This window comes from Leclercia tamurae (assembly GCF_025566055.1).
In the GTDB taxonomy this organism is placed as follows: domain Bacteria; phylum Pseudomonadota; class Gammaproteobacteria; order Enterobacterales; family Enterobacteriaceae; genus Enterobacter; species Enterobacter tamurae.
Genome location: NZ_JAMHKS010000077.1, coordinates 134,131 through 148,815, shown reverse-complemented (window position 1 = coordinate 148,815; position 14,685 = coordinate 134,131). Strand labels below are relative to the sequence as shown.

The 14,685-nt window shown below is 59.3% G+C and carries 14 protein-coding genes; 11 read left to right on the top strand and 3 right to left on the bottom strand.

Annotation, left to right across the window (positions count from 1 at the left end; translation table 11 throughout):
• The first annotated feature begins 6 nt into the window (after positions 1-6).
• The 5 genes from gsiA (at position 7) to M8318_RS18665 (ending at position 5,869) form a co-directional block, all read left to right on the top strand.
• Positions 7-1,878 (top strand): glutathione ABC transporter ATP-binding protein GsiA, encoded by a 1,872-nt coding sequence (gene gsiA / locus M8318_RS18685; protein WP_262663939.1) that lies wholly within the window; start codon positions 7-9, stop codon positions 1,876-1,878.
• A 35-nt stretch (positions 1,879-1,913) separates the two neighbouring features.
• Positions 1,914-3,452, top strand: a complete 1,539-nt coding sequence (gene gsiB / locus M8318_RS18680; RefSeq protein ID WP_262663937.1) for a glutathione ABC transporter substrate-binding protein GsiB — start codon at positions 1,914-1,916, stop codon at positions 3,450-3,452.
• A gap of 47 nt (positions 3,453-3,499) precedes the next feature.
• Entirely contained in the window at positions 3,500-4,420 is a 921-nt protein-coding gene (gsiC, locus tag M8318_RS18675; protein WP_262663936.1) for a glutathione ABC transporter permease GsiC, read from the top strand.
• A gap of 1 nt (position 4,421) precedes the next feature.
• The gene (gsiD, locus tag M8318_RS18670; protein WP_262663933.1) at positions 4,422-5,333 is read left to right on the top strand and encodes a glutathione ABC transporter permease GsiD; all 912 of its coding nucleotides are present in this window, start codon (positions 4,422-4,424) and stop codon (positions 5,331-5,333) included.
• A gap of 212 nt (positions 5,334-5,545) precedes the next feature.
• The gene (locus tag M8318_RS18665) at positions 5,546-5,869 is read left to right on the top strand and encodes a hypothetical protein (protein WP_262663931.1); all 324 of its coding nucleotides are present in this window, start codon (positions 5,546-5,548) and stop codon (positions 5,867-5,869) included.
• A gap of 99 nt (positions 5,870-5,968) precedes the next feature.
• Here the strand turns inward: M8318_RS18665 and M8318_RS18660 are convergent, their stop codons facing one another.
• Together M8318_RS18660 and M8318_RS18655 are read right to left on the bottom strand one after the other, a co-directional pair.
• Positions 5,969-6,709: a nitroreductase family protein gene (locus M8318_RS18660; RefSeq protein ID WP_262663930.1), complete on the bottom strand. Its 741-nt coding sequence runs from the start codon at positions 6,707-6,709 to the stop codon at positions 5,969-5,971.
• 111 nt (positions 6,710-6,820) lie between these two features.
• Positions 6,821-7,498 carry a type 1 glutamine amidotransferase domain-containing protein gene (locus M8318_RS18655; RefSeq protein WP_262663929.1) on the bottom strand — a complete coding sequence of 226 codons (678 nt, stop codon included), beginning with the start codon at positions 7,496-7,498 and terminating at the stop codon, positions 6,821-6,823.
• Between the two features lie 79 nt (positions 7,499-7,577).
• Between M8318_RS18655 and M8318_RS18650 the strand changes: the two genes are divergently transcribed.
• Positions 7,578-8,015 (top strand): GNAT family N-acetyltransferase, encoded by a 438-nt coding sequence (locus tag M8318_RS18650; protein WP_262663928.1) that lies wholly within the window; start codon positions 7,578-7,580, stop codon positions 8,013-8,015.
• A gap of 177 nt (positions 8,016-8,192) precedes the next feature.
• Here M8318_RS18650 and M8318_RS18645 read toward each other — a convergent pair whose 3' ends face one another.
• Entirely contained in the window at positions 8,193-8,654 is a 462-nt protein-coding gene (locus tag M8318_RS18645) for a hypothetical protein (protein WP_262663927.1), read from the bottom strand.
• Positions 8,655-9,293: 639 nt separating this feature from the next.
• Between M8318_RS18645 and M8318_RS18640 the strand changes: the two genes are divergently transcribed.
• The 5 genes from M8318_RS18640 (at position 9,294) to M8318_RS18620 (ending at position 14,678) form a co-directional block, all read left to right on the top strand.
• Entirely contained in the window at positions 9,294-12,056 is a 2,763-nt protein-coding gene (locus tag M8318_RS18640) for a sigma 54-interacting transcriptional regulator (protein ID WP_262663926.1), read from the top strand.
• A 94-nt stretch (positions 12,057-12,150) separates the two neighbouring features.
• Positions 12,151-12,573 (top strand): PTS sugar transporter subunit IIA, encoded by a 423-nt coding sequence (locus tag M8318_RS18635; RefSeq protein ID WP_262663925.1) that lies wholly within the window; start codon positions 12,151-12,153, stop codon positions 12,571-12,573.
• A 15-nt stretch (positions 12,574-12,588) separates the two neighbouring features.
• Positions 12,589-13,059 carry a PTS sugar transporter subunit IIB gene (locus M8318_RS18630; protein ID WP_262663924.1) on the top strand — a complete coding sequence of 157 codons (471 nt, stop codon included), beginning with the start codon at positions 12,589-12,591 and terminating at the stop codon, positions 13,057-13,059.
• Positions 13,060-13,075: 16 nt separating this feature from the next.
• Positions 13,076-13,852, top strand: coding sequence for a PTS mannose/fructose/sorbose/N-acetylgalactosamine transporter subunit IIC (locus tag M8318_RS18625; RefSeq protein ID WP_106992490.1), 777 nt, complete (start codon positions 13,076-13,078; stop codon positions 13,850-13,852).
• Positions 13,833-14,678: a PTS system mannose/fructose/sorbose family transporter subunit IID gene (locus M8318_RS18620; RefSeq protein ID WP_261642460.1), complete on the top strand. Its 846-nt coding sequence runs from the start codon at positions 13,833-13,835 to the stop codon at positions 14,676-14,678. Before M8318_RS18625 ends, M8318_RS18620 begins: the two co-directional genes overlap by 20 nt.
• Positions 14,679-14,685: the final 7 nt, after the last annotated feature.

The window sequence follows — 14,685 nt, the reverse complement described above, 5'->3', positions numbered from 1 at the left end:
GAAGGGATGCCGCATAGCGATGAACTCGACCGCCATCAGGTGCTGGCGGTGCATAACCTCAACGTCGCTTTTCCCGACGAGCGGGAGCCGATCCCGGCGGTCAAAAAGCTCTCTTTTTCGCTGCAACGCGGCGAAACGCTGGCGATTGTCGGGGAATCCGGGTCCGGTAAGTCGGTCACCGCCCTCTCGTTAATGCGATTGATTGAACAGTCCGGCGGGCTGGTTGAATGCGACAGCCTGCTGCTGCGCCGCCGCAACGGTCAGGTGAGCGATCTCACCGACCTCAACCCGTCGCAGATGCGCAGCGTGCGCGGGGCCGATATCGCCATGATTTTTCAGGAGCCGATGACCTCCCTTAACCCGGTCTTCCCGGTGGGGGAGCAGATCGCCGAGTCGATCCGTCTCCATCAGGGGCTGAGCGGCGACAAGGCTCTGGCTGAAGCCAGACGCATGCTGGAGCAGGTGAGGATCCCGGAGGCGGACGCCATTCTGGGACGCTATCCGCATCAGCTCTCCGGCGGGATGCGCCAGCGGGTAATGATCGCCATGGCGCTCTCCTGCCGTCCGGCGGTGCTGATTGCCGATGAACCGACCACCGCGCTGGACGTCACCATTCAGGCGCAAATCCTGCAGCTAATCAAGGTATTGCAGGAGGAGATGGAGATGGGGGTGATCTTTATCACCCACGACATGGGCGTGGTGGCGGATATCGCCGACCGGGTGCTGGTGATGTACCAGGGCGAGGCGGTTGAAACCGGCACCGTAGAACAGATTTTCCATGCGCCTGAGCACCCTTATACCCGGGCGCTGCTGGCTGCGGTACCGCGCCTCGGGGCGATGAACGGCAGCGACCTGCCGCGCCGTTTTCCGCTGATCTCGCTGGCGAATCCTGGGCATCAGGAAGCCGAAACCGAGCAGGACACCGTGGTGCCCGGCGAGCCCATTTTACAGGTGCGCGACCTGGTGACCCGTTTTCCGCTGCGCGGCGGCCTGTTGAACCGGGTTAAGCACGAAGTACATGCGGTGGAAAACGTCAGCTTCGATCTCTGGCCCGGCGAAACGCTCTCGCTGGTGGGCGAGTCCGGCAGCGGCAAGTCGACTACCGGACGGGCGCTGCTGCGGCTGGTGGAGGCCCAGGAGGGGACCATCACCTTTAACGGTGAGCGCATCGACACTCTGCCTGCCGGGAAGCTGCAACCCCTGCGGCGGGATATTCAGTTTATTTTCCAGGACCCCTATGCCTCCCTCGATCCCCGTCAGACGGTGGGCTATTCGATTATGGAGCCGCTGCGGGTGCATAACCTGCTGGACGGTGATGCCGCCCAGCGGCGGGTGGCGTGGCTGCTGGAGCGCGTCGGCCTGAAACCGGAGCACGCCTGGCGCTATCCCCATGAGTTTTCCGGCGGCCAGCGGCAGCGGATCTGCATTGCCCGCGCGCTGGCCCTGAACCCGAAAGTGGTGATCGCCGACGAGTCGGTATCGGCGCTGGATGTCTCCATCCGGGCGCAGATCATCAATCTGCTGCTCGACCTGCAGCGGGAGATGGGCATCGCGTTTCTGTTTATTTCCCACGATATGGCAGTGGTGGAGCGCATCAGCCACCGGGTGGCGGTGATGTATCTCGGGCAGATCGTCGAGATTGGCCCGCGTCGGGCGGTATTTGAAAATCCGCAGCACCCTTACACCCGCAAGCTGATGGCGGCAGTGCCGGTGGCCGATCCGGCCCATCGTCAGGTCCGCCGGGTGCTGGTGCAGGATGAGCTGCCGGGCAACATTCGCAAGCGGGGGGAATCCACCGAGCGGGTGGTATTGCGCGAAATTGCCCCTGGCCACTTCGTCGCGCCGCCGCGTCAGGATAATGCTTTTAAACACCTGTAAAGAACAACAGCACAGCACAACCGGAGAACACAACAATGACAAAATTTGTTGCTCGCAAATGGCTGTTAGCCGCGAGCGTAACGGCAGCTCTGGCGGCCACGCCGGCCTTCGCAGCAAAAGACGTGGTGGTGGCAGTGGCCTCCAACTTCACGACCCTCGATCCTTATGACGCCAATGACACCCTGTCCCAGGCGGTGGCGAAGTCGTTTTATCAGGGGCTGTTTGGCCTTGATAAAGAGATGAACCTGAAAAACGTGCTGGCAGATAGCTATACCGTCTCGGATGACGGGCTGGTCTACACCATCAAGCTGCGCAGCGGCGTCAAGTTCCAGGACGGCACCGACTTCAACGCCGACGCGGTGAAGGCCAACCTCGACCGCGCCAGCAACCCGGAAAACAGCCTCAAGCGTTATAACCTGTATAAAAACATCGCCAGCACCGAGGCGGTCGATCCCACCACGGTAAAAATCACCCTCAAAGCGCCGTTCTCGGCCTTTATCAACATTCTGGCCCACCCGGCCACGGCGATGATCTCCCCGGCAGCGCTGAAAAAATACGGCAAAGAGATCGGCTTCCATCCGGTCGGTACCGGCCCGTATGAGCTGGTGACCTGGAATCAGACCGATTTTGTGAAGGTGAAGAAGTTCGCCGGGTACTGGCAGCAGGGGCTGCCAAAGCTGGACACCATCACCTGGCGACCGGTAGTGGATAACAACACCCGCGCGGCGATGCTCCAGACCGGCGAAGCGCAGTTTGCCTTCCCGATCCCTTATGAGCAGGCAGCGCTGCTGAGTAAAAACAGCAAGCTGGAGCTGGTGGCCAGCCCGTCAATCATGCAGCGCTACATCAGCATGAACGTCACGCAGAAGCCGTTCGATAACCCGAAAGTGCGCGAGGCGATTAACTACGCTATCAACCGCGAGGCGCTGGTGAAGGTGGCCTTTGCCGGTTACGCCACTCCGGCCACGGGCGTGGTTCCGCCGTCCATTGCTTACTCCCAGCAGTATCATCCGTGGGAATACAATCCGACCAAGGCGCGCGCGCTGCTGAAAGAGGCCGGTTTCCCGAACGGTTTCAGCACCACGCTGTGGTCATCACACAATCACAGTACCGCTCAGAAGGTGCTGCAGTTTACCCAGCAGCAGCTGGCGCAGGTGGGCATTAAGGTGCAGGTGACGGCGATGGATGCCGGGCAGCGAGCCGCCGAAGTGGAAGGCAAAGGCCAGAAAGAGAGCGGGGTAAGGATGTTCTACACCGGCTGGTCGGCCTCCACCGGCGAAGCCGACTGGGCGCTGTCGCCGCTGTTTGCCTCTAATAACCAGCCGCCAACCCTGTTCAACACCGCGTTCTACAGCAATCCGCAGGTGGATAAAGATCTGGCCGATGCCCTGAAAACCACCCAACCGGAAGAGAAAGCGAAACTGTATAAGGACGCGCAGGACACCATCTGGAAGGAGTCCCCGTGGGTGCCGCTGGTGGTTGAGAAACTGGTCTCGGCGCACAACAAAGCGCTGACCGGGTTTTACATCATGCCGGATACCGGCTTTAGTTTTGACGACGCGGATCTGAAATAGAGCACTCATTCCCGCAGGTATCCGCCTGCGGGATGAGAGGAATATGCATGCTGAATTATGTGATTAAACGCCTGCTGGGCCTGATCCCAACGCTGCTGATTGTGGCGGTGCTGGTCTTTTTATTCGTCCATCTGCTGCCGGGGGATCCGGCGCGGCTGATTGCCGGTCCGGAAGCGGATGCCACGGTCATCGAGCTGGTGCGTAAGCAGCTGGGGCTGGATCAGCCGCTCTACCTGCAGTTCTGGCACTACATCACCAACGTCGTGCAGGGCGATTTTGGTACCTCAATGGTGTCGCGTCGGCCGGTTTCGGAAGAGATCGCCAGCCGCTTTATGCCCACCTTCTGGCTGACGCTGGCCAGCATGGCCTGGGCGGTGCTGTTTGGCCTGATGGCCGGGATTGTGGCGGCCGTCTGGCGTAACCGCTGGCCGGACCGGCTGGGGATGGCGCTGGCGGTAACCGGGATCTCCTTCCCGGCCTTTGCGCTGGGGATGCTGCTGATGCAGGTCTTCTCCGTCGAGCTGGGCTGGCTCCCCACCGTCGGGGCGGACAGCTGGCGGCACTACATCCTGCCGTCGCTGACCCTTGGCGCGGCGGTAGCGGCGGTGATGGCGCGCTTCACCCGCGCCTCGTTCGTCGACGTGCTGAACGAAGACTATATGCGCACCGCCCGGGCGAAGGGGGTCAGCGAGAAGTGGGTGATCCTCAAGCATGGCCTGCGCAATGCGATGATCCCGGTGGTGACGATGATGGGGCTGCAGTTCGGCTTCCTGCTCGGCGGCTCGATCGTGGTGGAAAAGGTCTTCAACTGGCCGGGGCTAGGGCGCTTGCTTGTCGATTCCGTCGACATGCGCGACTACCCGGTGATCCAGGCGGAAGTGCTGCTCTTTTCGCTGGAGTTTATTCTTATCAACTTAGTGGTGGATGTGCTCTATGCCGCCATTAATCCGGCTATCAGGTACAAGTAAGATGCGACTGTTAAACTGGCGCCGGCAGGCCATATTAAAGGCGATGCCGGGGCTCAAACCGGATCAGATCCGTACCCCGTGGCATGAGTTCTGGCGGCGCTTTCGTAAGCAGCCGGTGGCGATGGCCGCCGGGCTGTTTGTGCTGCTGCTGATCCTGGTGGCGGTGCTGGCACCCTGGATCGTCCCCTTCGATGCGGAGAATTACTTCGATTACGACCGTCTGAACGAGGGGCCGTCGATGGTGCACTGGTTCGGCGTGGACTCCCTCGGGCGGGATATCTTCAGCCGGGTGCTGATGGGGGCGCAGATCTCCCTCGCGGCGGGCGTTTTTGCGGTGCTGATCGGCGCGGCCATTGGCACGGTGCTGGGTCTGCTGGCGGGTTACTACGAGGGCTGGTGGGACCGCATTATCATGCGCATCTGCGACGTGCTGTTTGCTTTCCCCGGCATTCTGCTGGCCATTGCGGTGGTGGCGGTGATGGGTAACGGCATGGCGAACGTGATTATCGCCGTGGCGATCTTCTCGATCCCGGCCTTTGCCCGCCTGGTGCGCGGCAATACCCTGGTGCTGAAACAGCAGACCTTTATCGAGTCGGCGCGAAGCATTGGCGCCAGCGATACCACCATCCTGTTTAACCATATTCTGCCGGGCACCGTCTCTTCGATCGTGGTCTATTTCACCATGCGTATCGGGGTGTCGATTATCTCGGCGGCGAGCCTGTCGTTTCTCGGGTTAGGCGCGCAGCCGCCGACGCCGGAGTGGGGGGCGATGCTCAACGAGGCGCGGGCCGATATGGTGATTGCCCCACACGTGGCGCTGTTCCCGAGTATGGCGATTTTCCTCACCGTACTGGCGTTTAATTTGCTGGGAGATGGGTTACGCGACGCGCTAGATCCGCGAATTAAGGGATAAGCTACCAATAATGGTAGAAGTTATTGCGAAAGGTATTGTTATTCAATGAGTTGGAAAATGCCGCGTAAAAGGTTTGCTGGAGTTAACTATTTGTAAAAATTATAATGATTAACGATTCAATAACGTTAAATATTGTAAGGATTACAATGAAAAAGCTCCTTTTATGCGGCATGGTTTTACCTTCTACCTCTTGCGCCGACTTTCAGAAAAACATGAGTGACGGGATTAAAACGGTGAATACGGCCCTGACGCCGAAATCCTCCACCGGCACGCAAACCACGGCGGCAGCAAAACAGTCTGGCACTATCACCAATGAACAGTGCAAAACCAGCGTGGGTAAATCCCGTGACTATTTCGAACAGATTGTTGGCTTTAAGCTGAACGAGACCAACTCCTCGGGCTACACCTCTTTCTCCGAGACCTACAACCTGCGCATTTCCGATCGTAAAGACCGTTTTGGCGGCAACTTCGCTATCTGCATTATCAATATCGATCCGCAGACCAATAAGGTCACCACCTTCTCGATGCCGACCTGATTCAGGCATGTTGCCGGGTGGCGCTGCGCTTACCCGGCCTACAAAGGGTGCAAAACCCGTAGGCCCGTGCAAGCGCAGCGCCGCCGGGCATTTTCCACGTTACTTATCGACGCCAAAGCCCTGCTTAAGCAGCGCCGGGAGTACGTCCGGGAAGTAAATGTGCTGGTAATACCCGCTCACGCTTTCACTCCATGTATCCCCGTCGGTACGGTCAATGGCCTGCCAGTGTTCGGTCATCTGCTGATTGTAGCGGATGATTTTCGCCTCCAGCCCGTCGGTGACGTAGGCTTCGTCGTGGCGGAAGGTCTCCAGCGGCAGACGCGGTTTGTGATGCGAAGGGACATCGACGTGACCGATAACCACGCCCGCCACCGGGAAGGTGTGTTCCGGCAGGTCGAGCAGCGTAATCAGCTCCTGTGGACGCAGACGGATCCCGCCAATCGGCACGATCCCCAGCCCTTCCGAGCGGGCCGCTGCCATCACTGAGCCCAGAGCAATGCCCACGTCGGTCGCGCCGGCTACCAGGCTCTCAATGCTCTGATGTGCCACCTGCTCCTTGCCCGCCAGCTTCATGCCAACCTCGGTTTTGTACATATCCAGCACAAAGGTGATAAACACCGGGGCTTTGGCAATCCACGGCTGGCCGCCAGCAATCTGTGCGATCTGCGCCCGCTTTTCCGCATCGCGGGTGACGATGACCGACACCTGCTGGGAATGGACGGAGGTAGGGGCGCGGTAGGCGGTGCTGATAATGCGCTCGAGCGTGGCGTCATCAATGGCGTGATCGGTAAAACTGCGCTCGCTTTTATGGTCGTTAAACAGGTCAATAATCGTTTTCATAGCATCTCCGGTGTGAATCGCAAAATCCTGGCAGCCCGGCACCGTTTTGTCTTTAACACTCTATGCTAAAAGCGCAGGAGGGATTGCCCGACCAGCGGCCGGACAGGGGGATTAGCGAAGCGCAGCGACCAGCGCTTTGGCAACCGCTTCGGAGCTGGCCGGGTTCTGCCCGGTGATCAGCTGGCCGTCTTCAACAATGTACGAGCCCCAGTTCGGGCCTTTCTGATACTTCCCGCCCAGGGCGATCAACTCATCTTCCACCAGGAACGGGACGATGTCGGTCAGCTCGACGTCGGCCTCTTCGCCGTTGGTAAAGCCGGTCACCTGACGGTCCTTGACCAGCGGCTCGCCAGAGGCGGCTTTCACATGGCGCAGCACGCCCGGCGCGTGGCAGACGAAGCCCGTGGGTTTACCCGCGCGGGTAAAGGCTTCAATCAGGGCGATGGAGGTCTGTGATTCGGCCAGATCCCACAGCGGGCCGTGGCCGCCAGGGTAGAAGACGGTGTCGAAATCCTCCTGACGGACGCTGTCGAGCTTGAGGGTGTTGGCGAGTTCGCGCTGGGCCGCCGGATCGGCTTTGAAGCGCTGGGTCAGTTCGGTCTGAAAATCGGCGGAATCACTTTTAGGATCCAGCGGCGGTTGACCGCCCGCCGGGGAGGCCAGCACGACCTCGGCTCCCGCATCTTTGAAGATGTAATACGGGGCGGCAAACTCTTCCAGCCAGAAACCCGTTTTCTTACCGGTGTTTCCCAGTTCACTGTGAGAGGTGAGAACCATTAAAACTTTCATTGTTATCTCCGGTGATGTCGTGAGATATAAAAGTAGACTGTTTCCCGAGGGCGCGAGTACAAAACAAGGAATAACAACGATGGTTAAAGTGCGTGAGACGAACGCGGACGATTATGACGCATGGCTAACCCTGTGGAAGGGCTATCTGGATTTTTACGGCACTGAACTGGATGAGGCGGTGACCCTGGCGACCTGGCGGCGGGTATTATCCCCGGAGTCCGGTCTGTTCTGCCGACTGGCAGAAACCGAACAGGGCGTGGTGGGCTTTGCCATCTGCGTGCTGCATGAAGGCACCTGGGTGACCCAGCCGCTGTGCTATCTGGAAGATCTGTTTGTCGATGACGCGGCGCGCGGCAAGGGGGCGGGTAGGGCATTGATTGAGGGCATCATTGCCGAGGCCCGGGAGAAGTCGTGGTCGAAGGTCTACTGGGTGACCCGGACAGGCAATCCGGCCCGGGCACTGTATGATCAGCTGGCGGTGGTGGATGATTACGTTCGCTACCGGGTGACGATTTAACTGTTAGCACGGGCGATTCCCTCTCCCTTAACAGTGCCGGTGCGGCCTGATTGCCCGGCGGCGCTATGCTTGCCGGGCCTACAAGGTCAAAGGCAGGTTTTGGGGCGCAGTTCACAGTCGCCACCTGGCACTGCGTTTGCCCGGCCTGAGTACTGACTGTTCCCCCGTTAGCCTTCCTCAGTTATTCAACGCATCAATCGCCACGCGTCCGTCCGGCGTTTGCAGCCAGCGTGGCGCGTTCAGCGTGTCGGCGTAGAAGTTCACCAGCTCATACAGCAGTCCTTCCATCACCTTTGCCATATCCCGCGGCAGTGCGTTGCTGATAAGCAATTGCGTGAGCGTCTGGCAGTACAGCCCGAGCAGCTCGCTTTCCGGCTCGAAAGCCGGCAGACGGGACGGCAGATCGGTCAGGGTGAAACGCTCCACCAGGTGCGCAGGAATGGGCTCGTTGAGCGTTGGCTGCAATAACGCGAGACAGGCAGAAAGGCGGGCGCAGAGCGCCAGTTTTTCAGCGGGATCGTCGGTTTCCAGCAGAGTGTGGGCGAAACGCTCGCAGTGGTTCGCCAGCTCGGTAAAGTCGGTGTTGTGGGAGAAAGGTACGGTAAATAATGCCTGAGCATGGGTTGGGGTAGTAGCCATAGTGGCAGCCTCCGATAAAGTAAGTGGATCCTGTAATTTTTATCGGGAGGCCAATCCCGGCGCCTGATTTTGCAGGCGCAACAGGAAGATACTGCGCAGAGATCGCGGCGACAAGCCGGGAAAATCATTCCTGGAAAGCGCCTCGCAAAAATTCTAACGCAACGAAGAAACATCAGAAGAATAAAATACTTACAGCGACTCCCTGGTCCGGCTGAAAATCGCCGAAGCGTTTCCGGAAGGCCGGGGCGAGGCGCAGGGACGCGCCGAGAGGGCATAGCCTGCAGGGATGCAGGCTGGTGCCCGACCCGAAAGCCTGAAGGAATAAGCTGAGGGTACCGCGCAGCGGCGATTTTCTTTGCCGGGAGCCGGGGTAGCCAGGGGGGAGGCGGCGAGCCCCCCTGGCACGTTCACCGGTTCGAGTGCATCAGAGAAGCAAGGAACATGAGGTGAACGGAACCACCACCAGAGCCGCATGTCCAGCCTCTCCCTTGAGGAAGAAGGGGCAGTCCCCGCCAATTCCTGCCTCAGGTATTCCTGTGAACTTCCCCACAAAAGCGCACATTCCCCGCCGTCGCGCTCCCTTCGCCCGCAGGTTTGCGGGCATCATACCCCCATGACATTCCAGACGTGGGATCCACCATGCGCAACGAAATCCTGACCTTTCTCGCCAATCAGACCGATTTTTTTGACCCGGAAAACCTGAGCGAGGTCTTTACCGCCCGCTACCTGGCCGAGCGGTTCGACCTCAAACGCAACACCGCCAGCCACTATCTGAACCAGCTGGTGGCTCAGGGGGAGCTGGTCAAAATCAATACCCGTCCGGTCTATTTCCTGCATAAGAAAGCCTTCAGCCAGCAGTTTTTTAGCTTATCGGCGACCGAATACGACAGCATCGCCCAGTTGCTTAACGACGGCGACAGCGGCCAGGAACCGCCGGATCACTTTTCTCTTCTCATCGGGCATGACGGCAGCCTGAAAAAGGCCATCGCCCAGCTGAAAACGGCGCTCTTCTATCCCGATGGCGGCCTGCCGCTGCTGATCACCGGGGACAGCGGCACCGGGAAAAGCTATATGGCGAACCTGATGCACGCCTTCGCTATCTCCCAGGGGCTGCTGGCGGACGATGCCCCCTTTGTCAGCTTTAACTGCGCCCAGTACGCCAGCAACCCGGAGCTGCTGGCGGCGAACCTGTTCGGCTATGTGAAAGGGGCCTTTACCGGGGCGCAGACCGATAAGCAGGGGGCATTCGAGGCCGCCGACGGCGGGATGCTGTTTCTCGATGAGGTGCATCGTCTGAACGCCGAGGGCCAGGAGAAGCTCTTTACCTGGCTCGACCGGAAGGAGATCTACCGGGTGGGGGAAACCGCTCAGGGTCGCCCCATCCGCACGCGGCTGGTCTTCGCCACCACCGAGGAGCTGCACAGCACCTTTTTAACCACCTTCCTGCGCCGCATTCCGATCCTGGTGACGCTGCCCGACCTGCAGGCGCGCTCCCGTCAGGAAAAAGAGGCGCTAATCCTCCAGTTCTTCTGGCGCGAGGCGCAAAAGCTGGACGCGCGCCTGAATCTGACCCCTCGCCTGCGCCAGGTGCTGCATCACGCGCTCTATCGCGGCAACGTCGGCGAGCTGAAAAACGTGGTCAGGTATGCGGTCGCCGCCGCCTGGGCCAGACAGCGGGGGCAGGCGGCGATTGGCGTCACTATTCAGGATCTGCCGGAGAAGGTGCTGGCTGCGATCCCACTGATGAGCGACGCCCCCGTGGCGGAAGAGCCGCTGACCATAGAGCCAGAGACCAACCTCCTGTGGCTGCTTCGCGCCCACGATCGCACCCAGGGGATGATCCACGATACCCAGTGTCAGGTCCTGGCCCTGTACGAAGAGGTGCTCAGCGGCCGCTCGGGCTGGGAGGATGTGCATCGGCGGATGGGGGAGGAGATCGAAACCCTGTTCGACAGGCTGGTGTTTCACCACCGGGATACCACCGCCTCGCCGGTGTTACAGCTCACCACCCAGCAGGTGCGGGAGGAATTTTACCGGCTGGAGCAGCAGTTCAACGTCCAGTTTAACGGCAATGGCATCTACGCCCTGAGCCACTATCTGGTACATCGCGCCCAAAGCGCGCTCTCGGCCCTGAGCCAGGAGCGGGTCCGGCTGCTGGATGACTTCCTCGCACAAAAGTACCCCCTGCTGTACCGTTTTTGCCAGGCGATGATCGCCGCCCTGACGCAAAAGCTCGACATTGAGGCCCAGCGCATCGACGCCCTGCTGCTGGTGCTGTGGCTGCATAAAGCGGGGGCGGTGAGTCAGTCCCAGGTGACGCGGGCGGTGATCCTCGCCCACGGCTACGCCACTGCCAGCAGCATTGCCAACGTGGCGAACCGCCTGCTGAAACAGACGGTGTTTGAATCTTTCGACATGCCGCTGGACGTCACTCCGGAGGCGATTGCCCAGCAGGTGATGCACTACATCGAAAGCAACGCCCTGGCGTCGGGGCTGATGATCCTGGTGGATATGGGATCGCTGAATGCGATTCATAGCCACTTCCAGCGCCGGGTCTCCACCCCGGTGGCGATTGTGAACAACGTCTCCACCAGCATGGCGCTGTATGTCGGGGAGCGGATCCTGCAGGGGCATCACATCGAGGAGATCGCCCACGACATCGCCGACGATCTGCCGGTGGAGCACCAGCTTTTCTGGCCCCAGGCCAGCAAACCGCGGGTCATTCTCACCACCTGCATCACCGGGATCGGCGCGGCGGCCAACCTCTGCCATCTGCTGAAGGCCAGCATCCCGGAGGCGCTGGGGATAGAAATTATCGCCTGCGATTACGAGATGCTCAGCGACGCGCAGGAGCGGGCGGTGGCCTTTAACCGCTACGACATGCTGGCGATTGTCGGCACCTTCGACCCGCAGGTGCCCGCTGTGCCGTGGATCTCGCTGGATTCGCTGATTGCCGGGGAGGGGACTCAGCCGCTGATGCGCATCTTTGGTGATATCGCCACGGCAGAGCAGGTGGCGGAGATCAACAATCTGCTGCTGAAGAACTTCTCCCTGCGGCGGGTGATTGAGTCGGTGACCATTCTCGATACCACCAAAGTGATCAACCAGGTGGAGCAGTTTGTCTTCCGCTACGAGCATCTGGCGGGATGTCAGGTGCCGAACGAACGCAAGGTGGCGCTCTATGTGCACATCAGCTGTCTGATTGAGCGGCTGATCCGCAACGCCTCGCCCAGCACCTATGCCGGGCGACAGTGTCCTGAAAGCGAGCTGGCGCTGCTGCGCCAGGCCTTTAGTGTCATTGAGAGCAGTTATAGTGTCAAAATCCCGGTTGTCGAGCTCTGTTACATCCACAATATTCTGACCCTCGAAACGGAATTTATTCAGGCAGATCAAGAGTTTTAATCCCTCCCTCTCTCCTGTTCCCCACGGGCCACTTTTTCCTGGCACGTGGGTTGCAATCTCTTTCTGGTAAGTGGAATGAGCATTCGAGGACAGGATGAAACGACATTACATATTTGCCAGTCACGGCACCTTAGCGCGCGGGGTACTCGACTCGGTCGAGCTGATCCTCGGCAAGCAGCAGGACATCTACACCCTCTGCGCCTATGTCGACGAGCACCAGGACGTCACCCGGCAGGTGGCGGAGCTGCTTGCCGGGTTACCCGCCCAGGATGAGGTGATAGCGATCACCGATATCTTTGCCGGCAGCGTCAATAACGAATTTATCCGCTATCTGCATCAGCCGAATTTTCATCTGATCGCCGGGCTTAATTTGCCGCTGGTGATCGGCCTGCTTATTTCCGCGGATGAACAGGATACCGAAAAATTAATTCATGACGCGTTATTAAGCTGCAGGGAAAGTATTCAGTATTGCAACCACACCATTGCCAGTGCGGTACAGGCAGATAAAGACTTCTGAACAAGAGGAATAATAATGATTACGTTACTGCGTGTTGACCACCGCTTATTACACGGCCAGGTGGCCTTCTCCTGGACGCAATATGTCGGGGCGGATTGCATTTTAATTGCCAACGACAGCGTGCCCAACGATGAACTGCGAAAAACCACCATCAAGCTGGCCAAGCCCCCGTCGGTCAAGCTGGTGATTAAAAATATCAATGACTCAATCGAGGCCATCAATAGCGGCGTCACCGATAAATACAACCTGTTTATCGTCGTGGAGTCGGTGGAGGATGCCTGGCGGTTAGCCTCGTCGGTAGAGGGCATTAACAGCATCAATCTCGGCGGTATTAAAGCGAAAGAGGGGGCACGGAATATTTCGAAGGCCATTAATTTGCTGCCGGACGAAATAGAAAAGCTCACGCAGCTGGTGGGCAACGGCGTGGAGATCGAAATACGCCAGGTGCCTAACGATCGCAAACAGTTATTAGCGGAATCGCTGTAATTCCTGAGGACTCACTATGGTAGAGGCACTTTTACTCGGGCTGGTGGCGTTTATCGCCCAGTCGGAATATGCCCTCGGCACCTCGCTGCTTTCCCGGCCGATTGTCACCGGATTATTAACCGGGCTGGTGTTAGGCGATGTACAGACGGGCGTGATTATGGGAGCGACGCTGGAACTGGCGTTTATCGGCTCGTTTTCGGTGGGGGCGTCGATTCCGCCGGATGTGGTTACCGGCGGGGTGCTGGGGGTAGCGTTTGCCATCACCTCCGGGGCGGGAACGGAGACGGCGCTGCTGCTCGGCCTGCCGATTGCCACCCTGACCCTGGTGCTGAAGAACGTCTATCTCGGCATGTTTATCCCGATGCTCAGCCAGAAGGCCGACGGCTATGCCGAACAGGCAGATACCCGCGGCATTGAGCGAATGCACCTTATCGCCGGGTTTGGCCTGTCGTTGATGCTGGCGGCGGTGGTCACCGTCTCCTTCCTGGTGGGCAGCAGCGCGGTGAAATCCTTACTGGATGCCATCCCGGAGTTTATTAAGCACGGGCTCAGCGTGGCGACGGGGATTATTCCGGCGCTGGGCTTTGCGATGCTTGCCCGACTGCTGATCAACAAAAAAGTGGCGCCCTTTTTCTTCCTCGGCTTTGCCCTGATGGCGTACCTGAAAATACCCGTCACCGGTATCGCCATTCTCGGTGCCATTGTGGCGGTGGTGATGGTTAACACGACTGCACGTAACGCCCCTCGTCCAACGACCGATCAAGGAGTCAGTGATGACGACGAAGATTTCTGAAGAGACCCTGCCTCAGGTGCAGGATGAGAATGCCATCAACGCACGCGATCTGCGCCGGGTGTTCTGGCGGTCGTTCCAGATGGAGTTTTCCTGGAACTATGAGCGGCAGATGAACCTCGCGTTTGTCTATGCCCTGATCCCGGTACTGAAAAAACTCTACCCGCAAAAGTCAGAGCTGGCGGCGGCGTTAAAGCGCCACCTGGTGTTCTTCAACACCACGCCGCATATCGTCACCCTGCTGCTGGGCATCACCACCGCGATGGAGGAGAAGAACAGCCAGCAGCAGGAGATGGACGGTACGGCGATCGACAACGTCAAGGCATCGCTGATGGGGCCGCTGGCCGGGCTGGGGGACTCCTTCTTCTGGGGAACGCTGCGCCTGATCGCCACCGGGATCGGCACCAGCCTGGCGCTGCAGGGGAACATTCTGGGGCCGATCCTGTTCCTGCTGGTGTTTAACGTGCCGCACATTCTGGTGCGCTGGCTCTTTACCCGCTGGGGCTACGTGCTCGGCACTGGGGTGCTCCACCGGGTTCAGAAGAGCGGAATGATGGAGAGCCTCACCTACGGGGCGTCAATTATCGGGCTGATGGTGGTGGGGGCGATGGCCGCCTCGATGATCAACATCACCATCCCTGTCTCCTTCGGCGCGGGGGAGGCGAAAACCGAGGTTCAGGAGATCATCAACAACATCATGCCAGGCCTGCTGCCGCTCATCAGCTTCGGGATTGTCTACTGGCTGCTGGGGCGCAAGGTTAAACCGCTCACCATTATCGGGGGCATGGCGCTGGTGGGGATTCTGGGATCGTGGATTGGCCTGTTTTAAGCGGAGA

What these genes read in the sequence shown, in the direction of transcription:
- gsiA (WP_262663939.1), top strand. Translation starts at nt 7, where the DNA reads ATGCCGCATAGCGATGAACTCGACCGCCATCAGGTGCTGGCGGTGCAT.
- gsiB (WP_262663937.1), top strand. Translation starts at nt 1,914, where the DNA reads ATGACAAAATTTGTTGCTCGCAAATGGCTGTTAGCCGCGAGCGTAACG.
- gsiC (WP_262663936.1), top strand. Translation starts at nt 3,500, where the DNA reads ATGCTGAATTATGTGATTAAACGCCTGCTGGGCCTGATCCCAACGCTG.
- gsiD (WP_262663933.1), top strand. Translation starts at nt 4,422, where the DNA reads ATGCGACTGTTAAACTGGCGCCGGCAGGCCATATTAAAGGCGATGCCG.
- M8318_RS18665 (WP_262663931.1), top strand. Translation starts at nt 5,546, where the DNA reads ATGAGTGACGGGATTAAAACGGTGAATACGGCCCTGACGCCGAAATCC.
- M8318_RS18660 (WP_262663930.1), bottom strand. Translation starts at nt 6,709, where the DNA reads ATGAAAACGATTATTGACCTGTTTAACGACCATAAAAGCGAGCGCAGT.
- M8318_RS18655 (WP_262663929.1), bottom strand. Translation starts at nt 7,498, where the DNA reads ATGAAAGTTTTAATGGTTCTCACCTCTCACAGTGAACTGGGAAACACC.
- M8318_RS18650 (WP_262663928.1), top strand. Translation starts at nt 7,578, where the DNA reads ATGGTTAAAGTGCGTGAGACGAACGCGGACGATTATGACGCATGGCTA.
- M8318_RS18645 (WP_262663927.1), bottom strand. Translation starts at nt 8,654, where the DNA reads ATGGCTACTACCCCAACCCATGCTCAGGCATTATTTACCGTACCTTTC.
- M8318_RS18640 (WP_262663926.1), top strand. Translation starts at nt 9,294, where the DNA reads ATGCGCAACGAAATCCTGACCTTTCTCGCCAATCAGACCGATTTTTTT.
- M8318_RS18635 (WP_262663925.1), top strand. Translation starts at nt 12,151, where the DNA reads ATGAAACGACATTACATATTTGCCAGTCACGGCACCTTAGCGCGCGGG.
- M8318_RS18630 (WP_262663924.1), top strand. Translation starts at nt 12,589, where the DNA reads ATGATTACGTTACTGCGTGTTGACCACCGCTTATTACACGGCCAGGTG.
- M8318_RS18625 (WP_106992490.1), top strand. Translation starts at nt 13,076, where the DNA reads ATGGTAGAGGCACTTTTACTCGGGCTGGTGGCGTTTATCGCCCAGTCG.
- M8318_RS18620 (WP_261642460.1), top strand. Translation starts at nt 13,833, where the DNA reads ATGACGACGAAGATTTCTGAAGAGACCCTGCCTCAGGTGCAGGATGAG.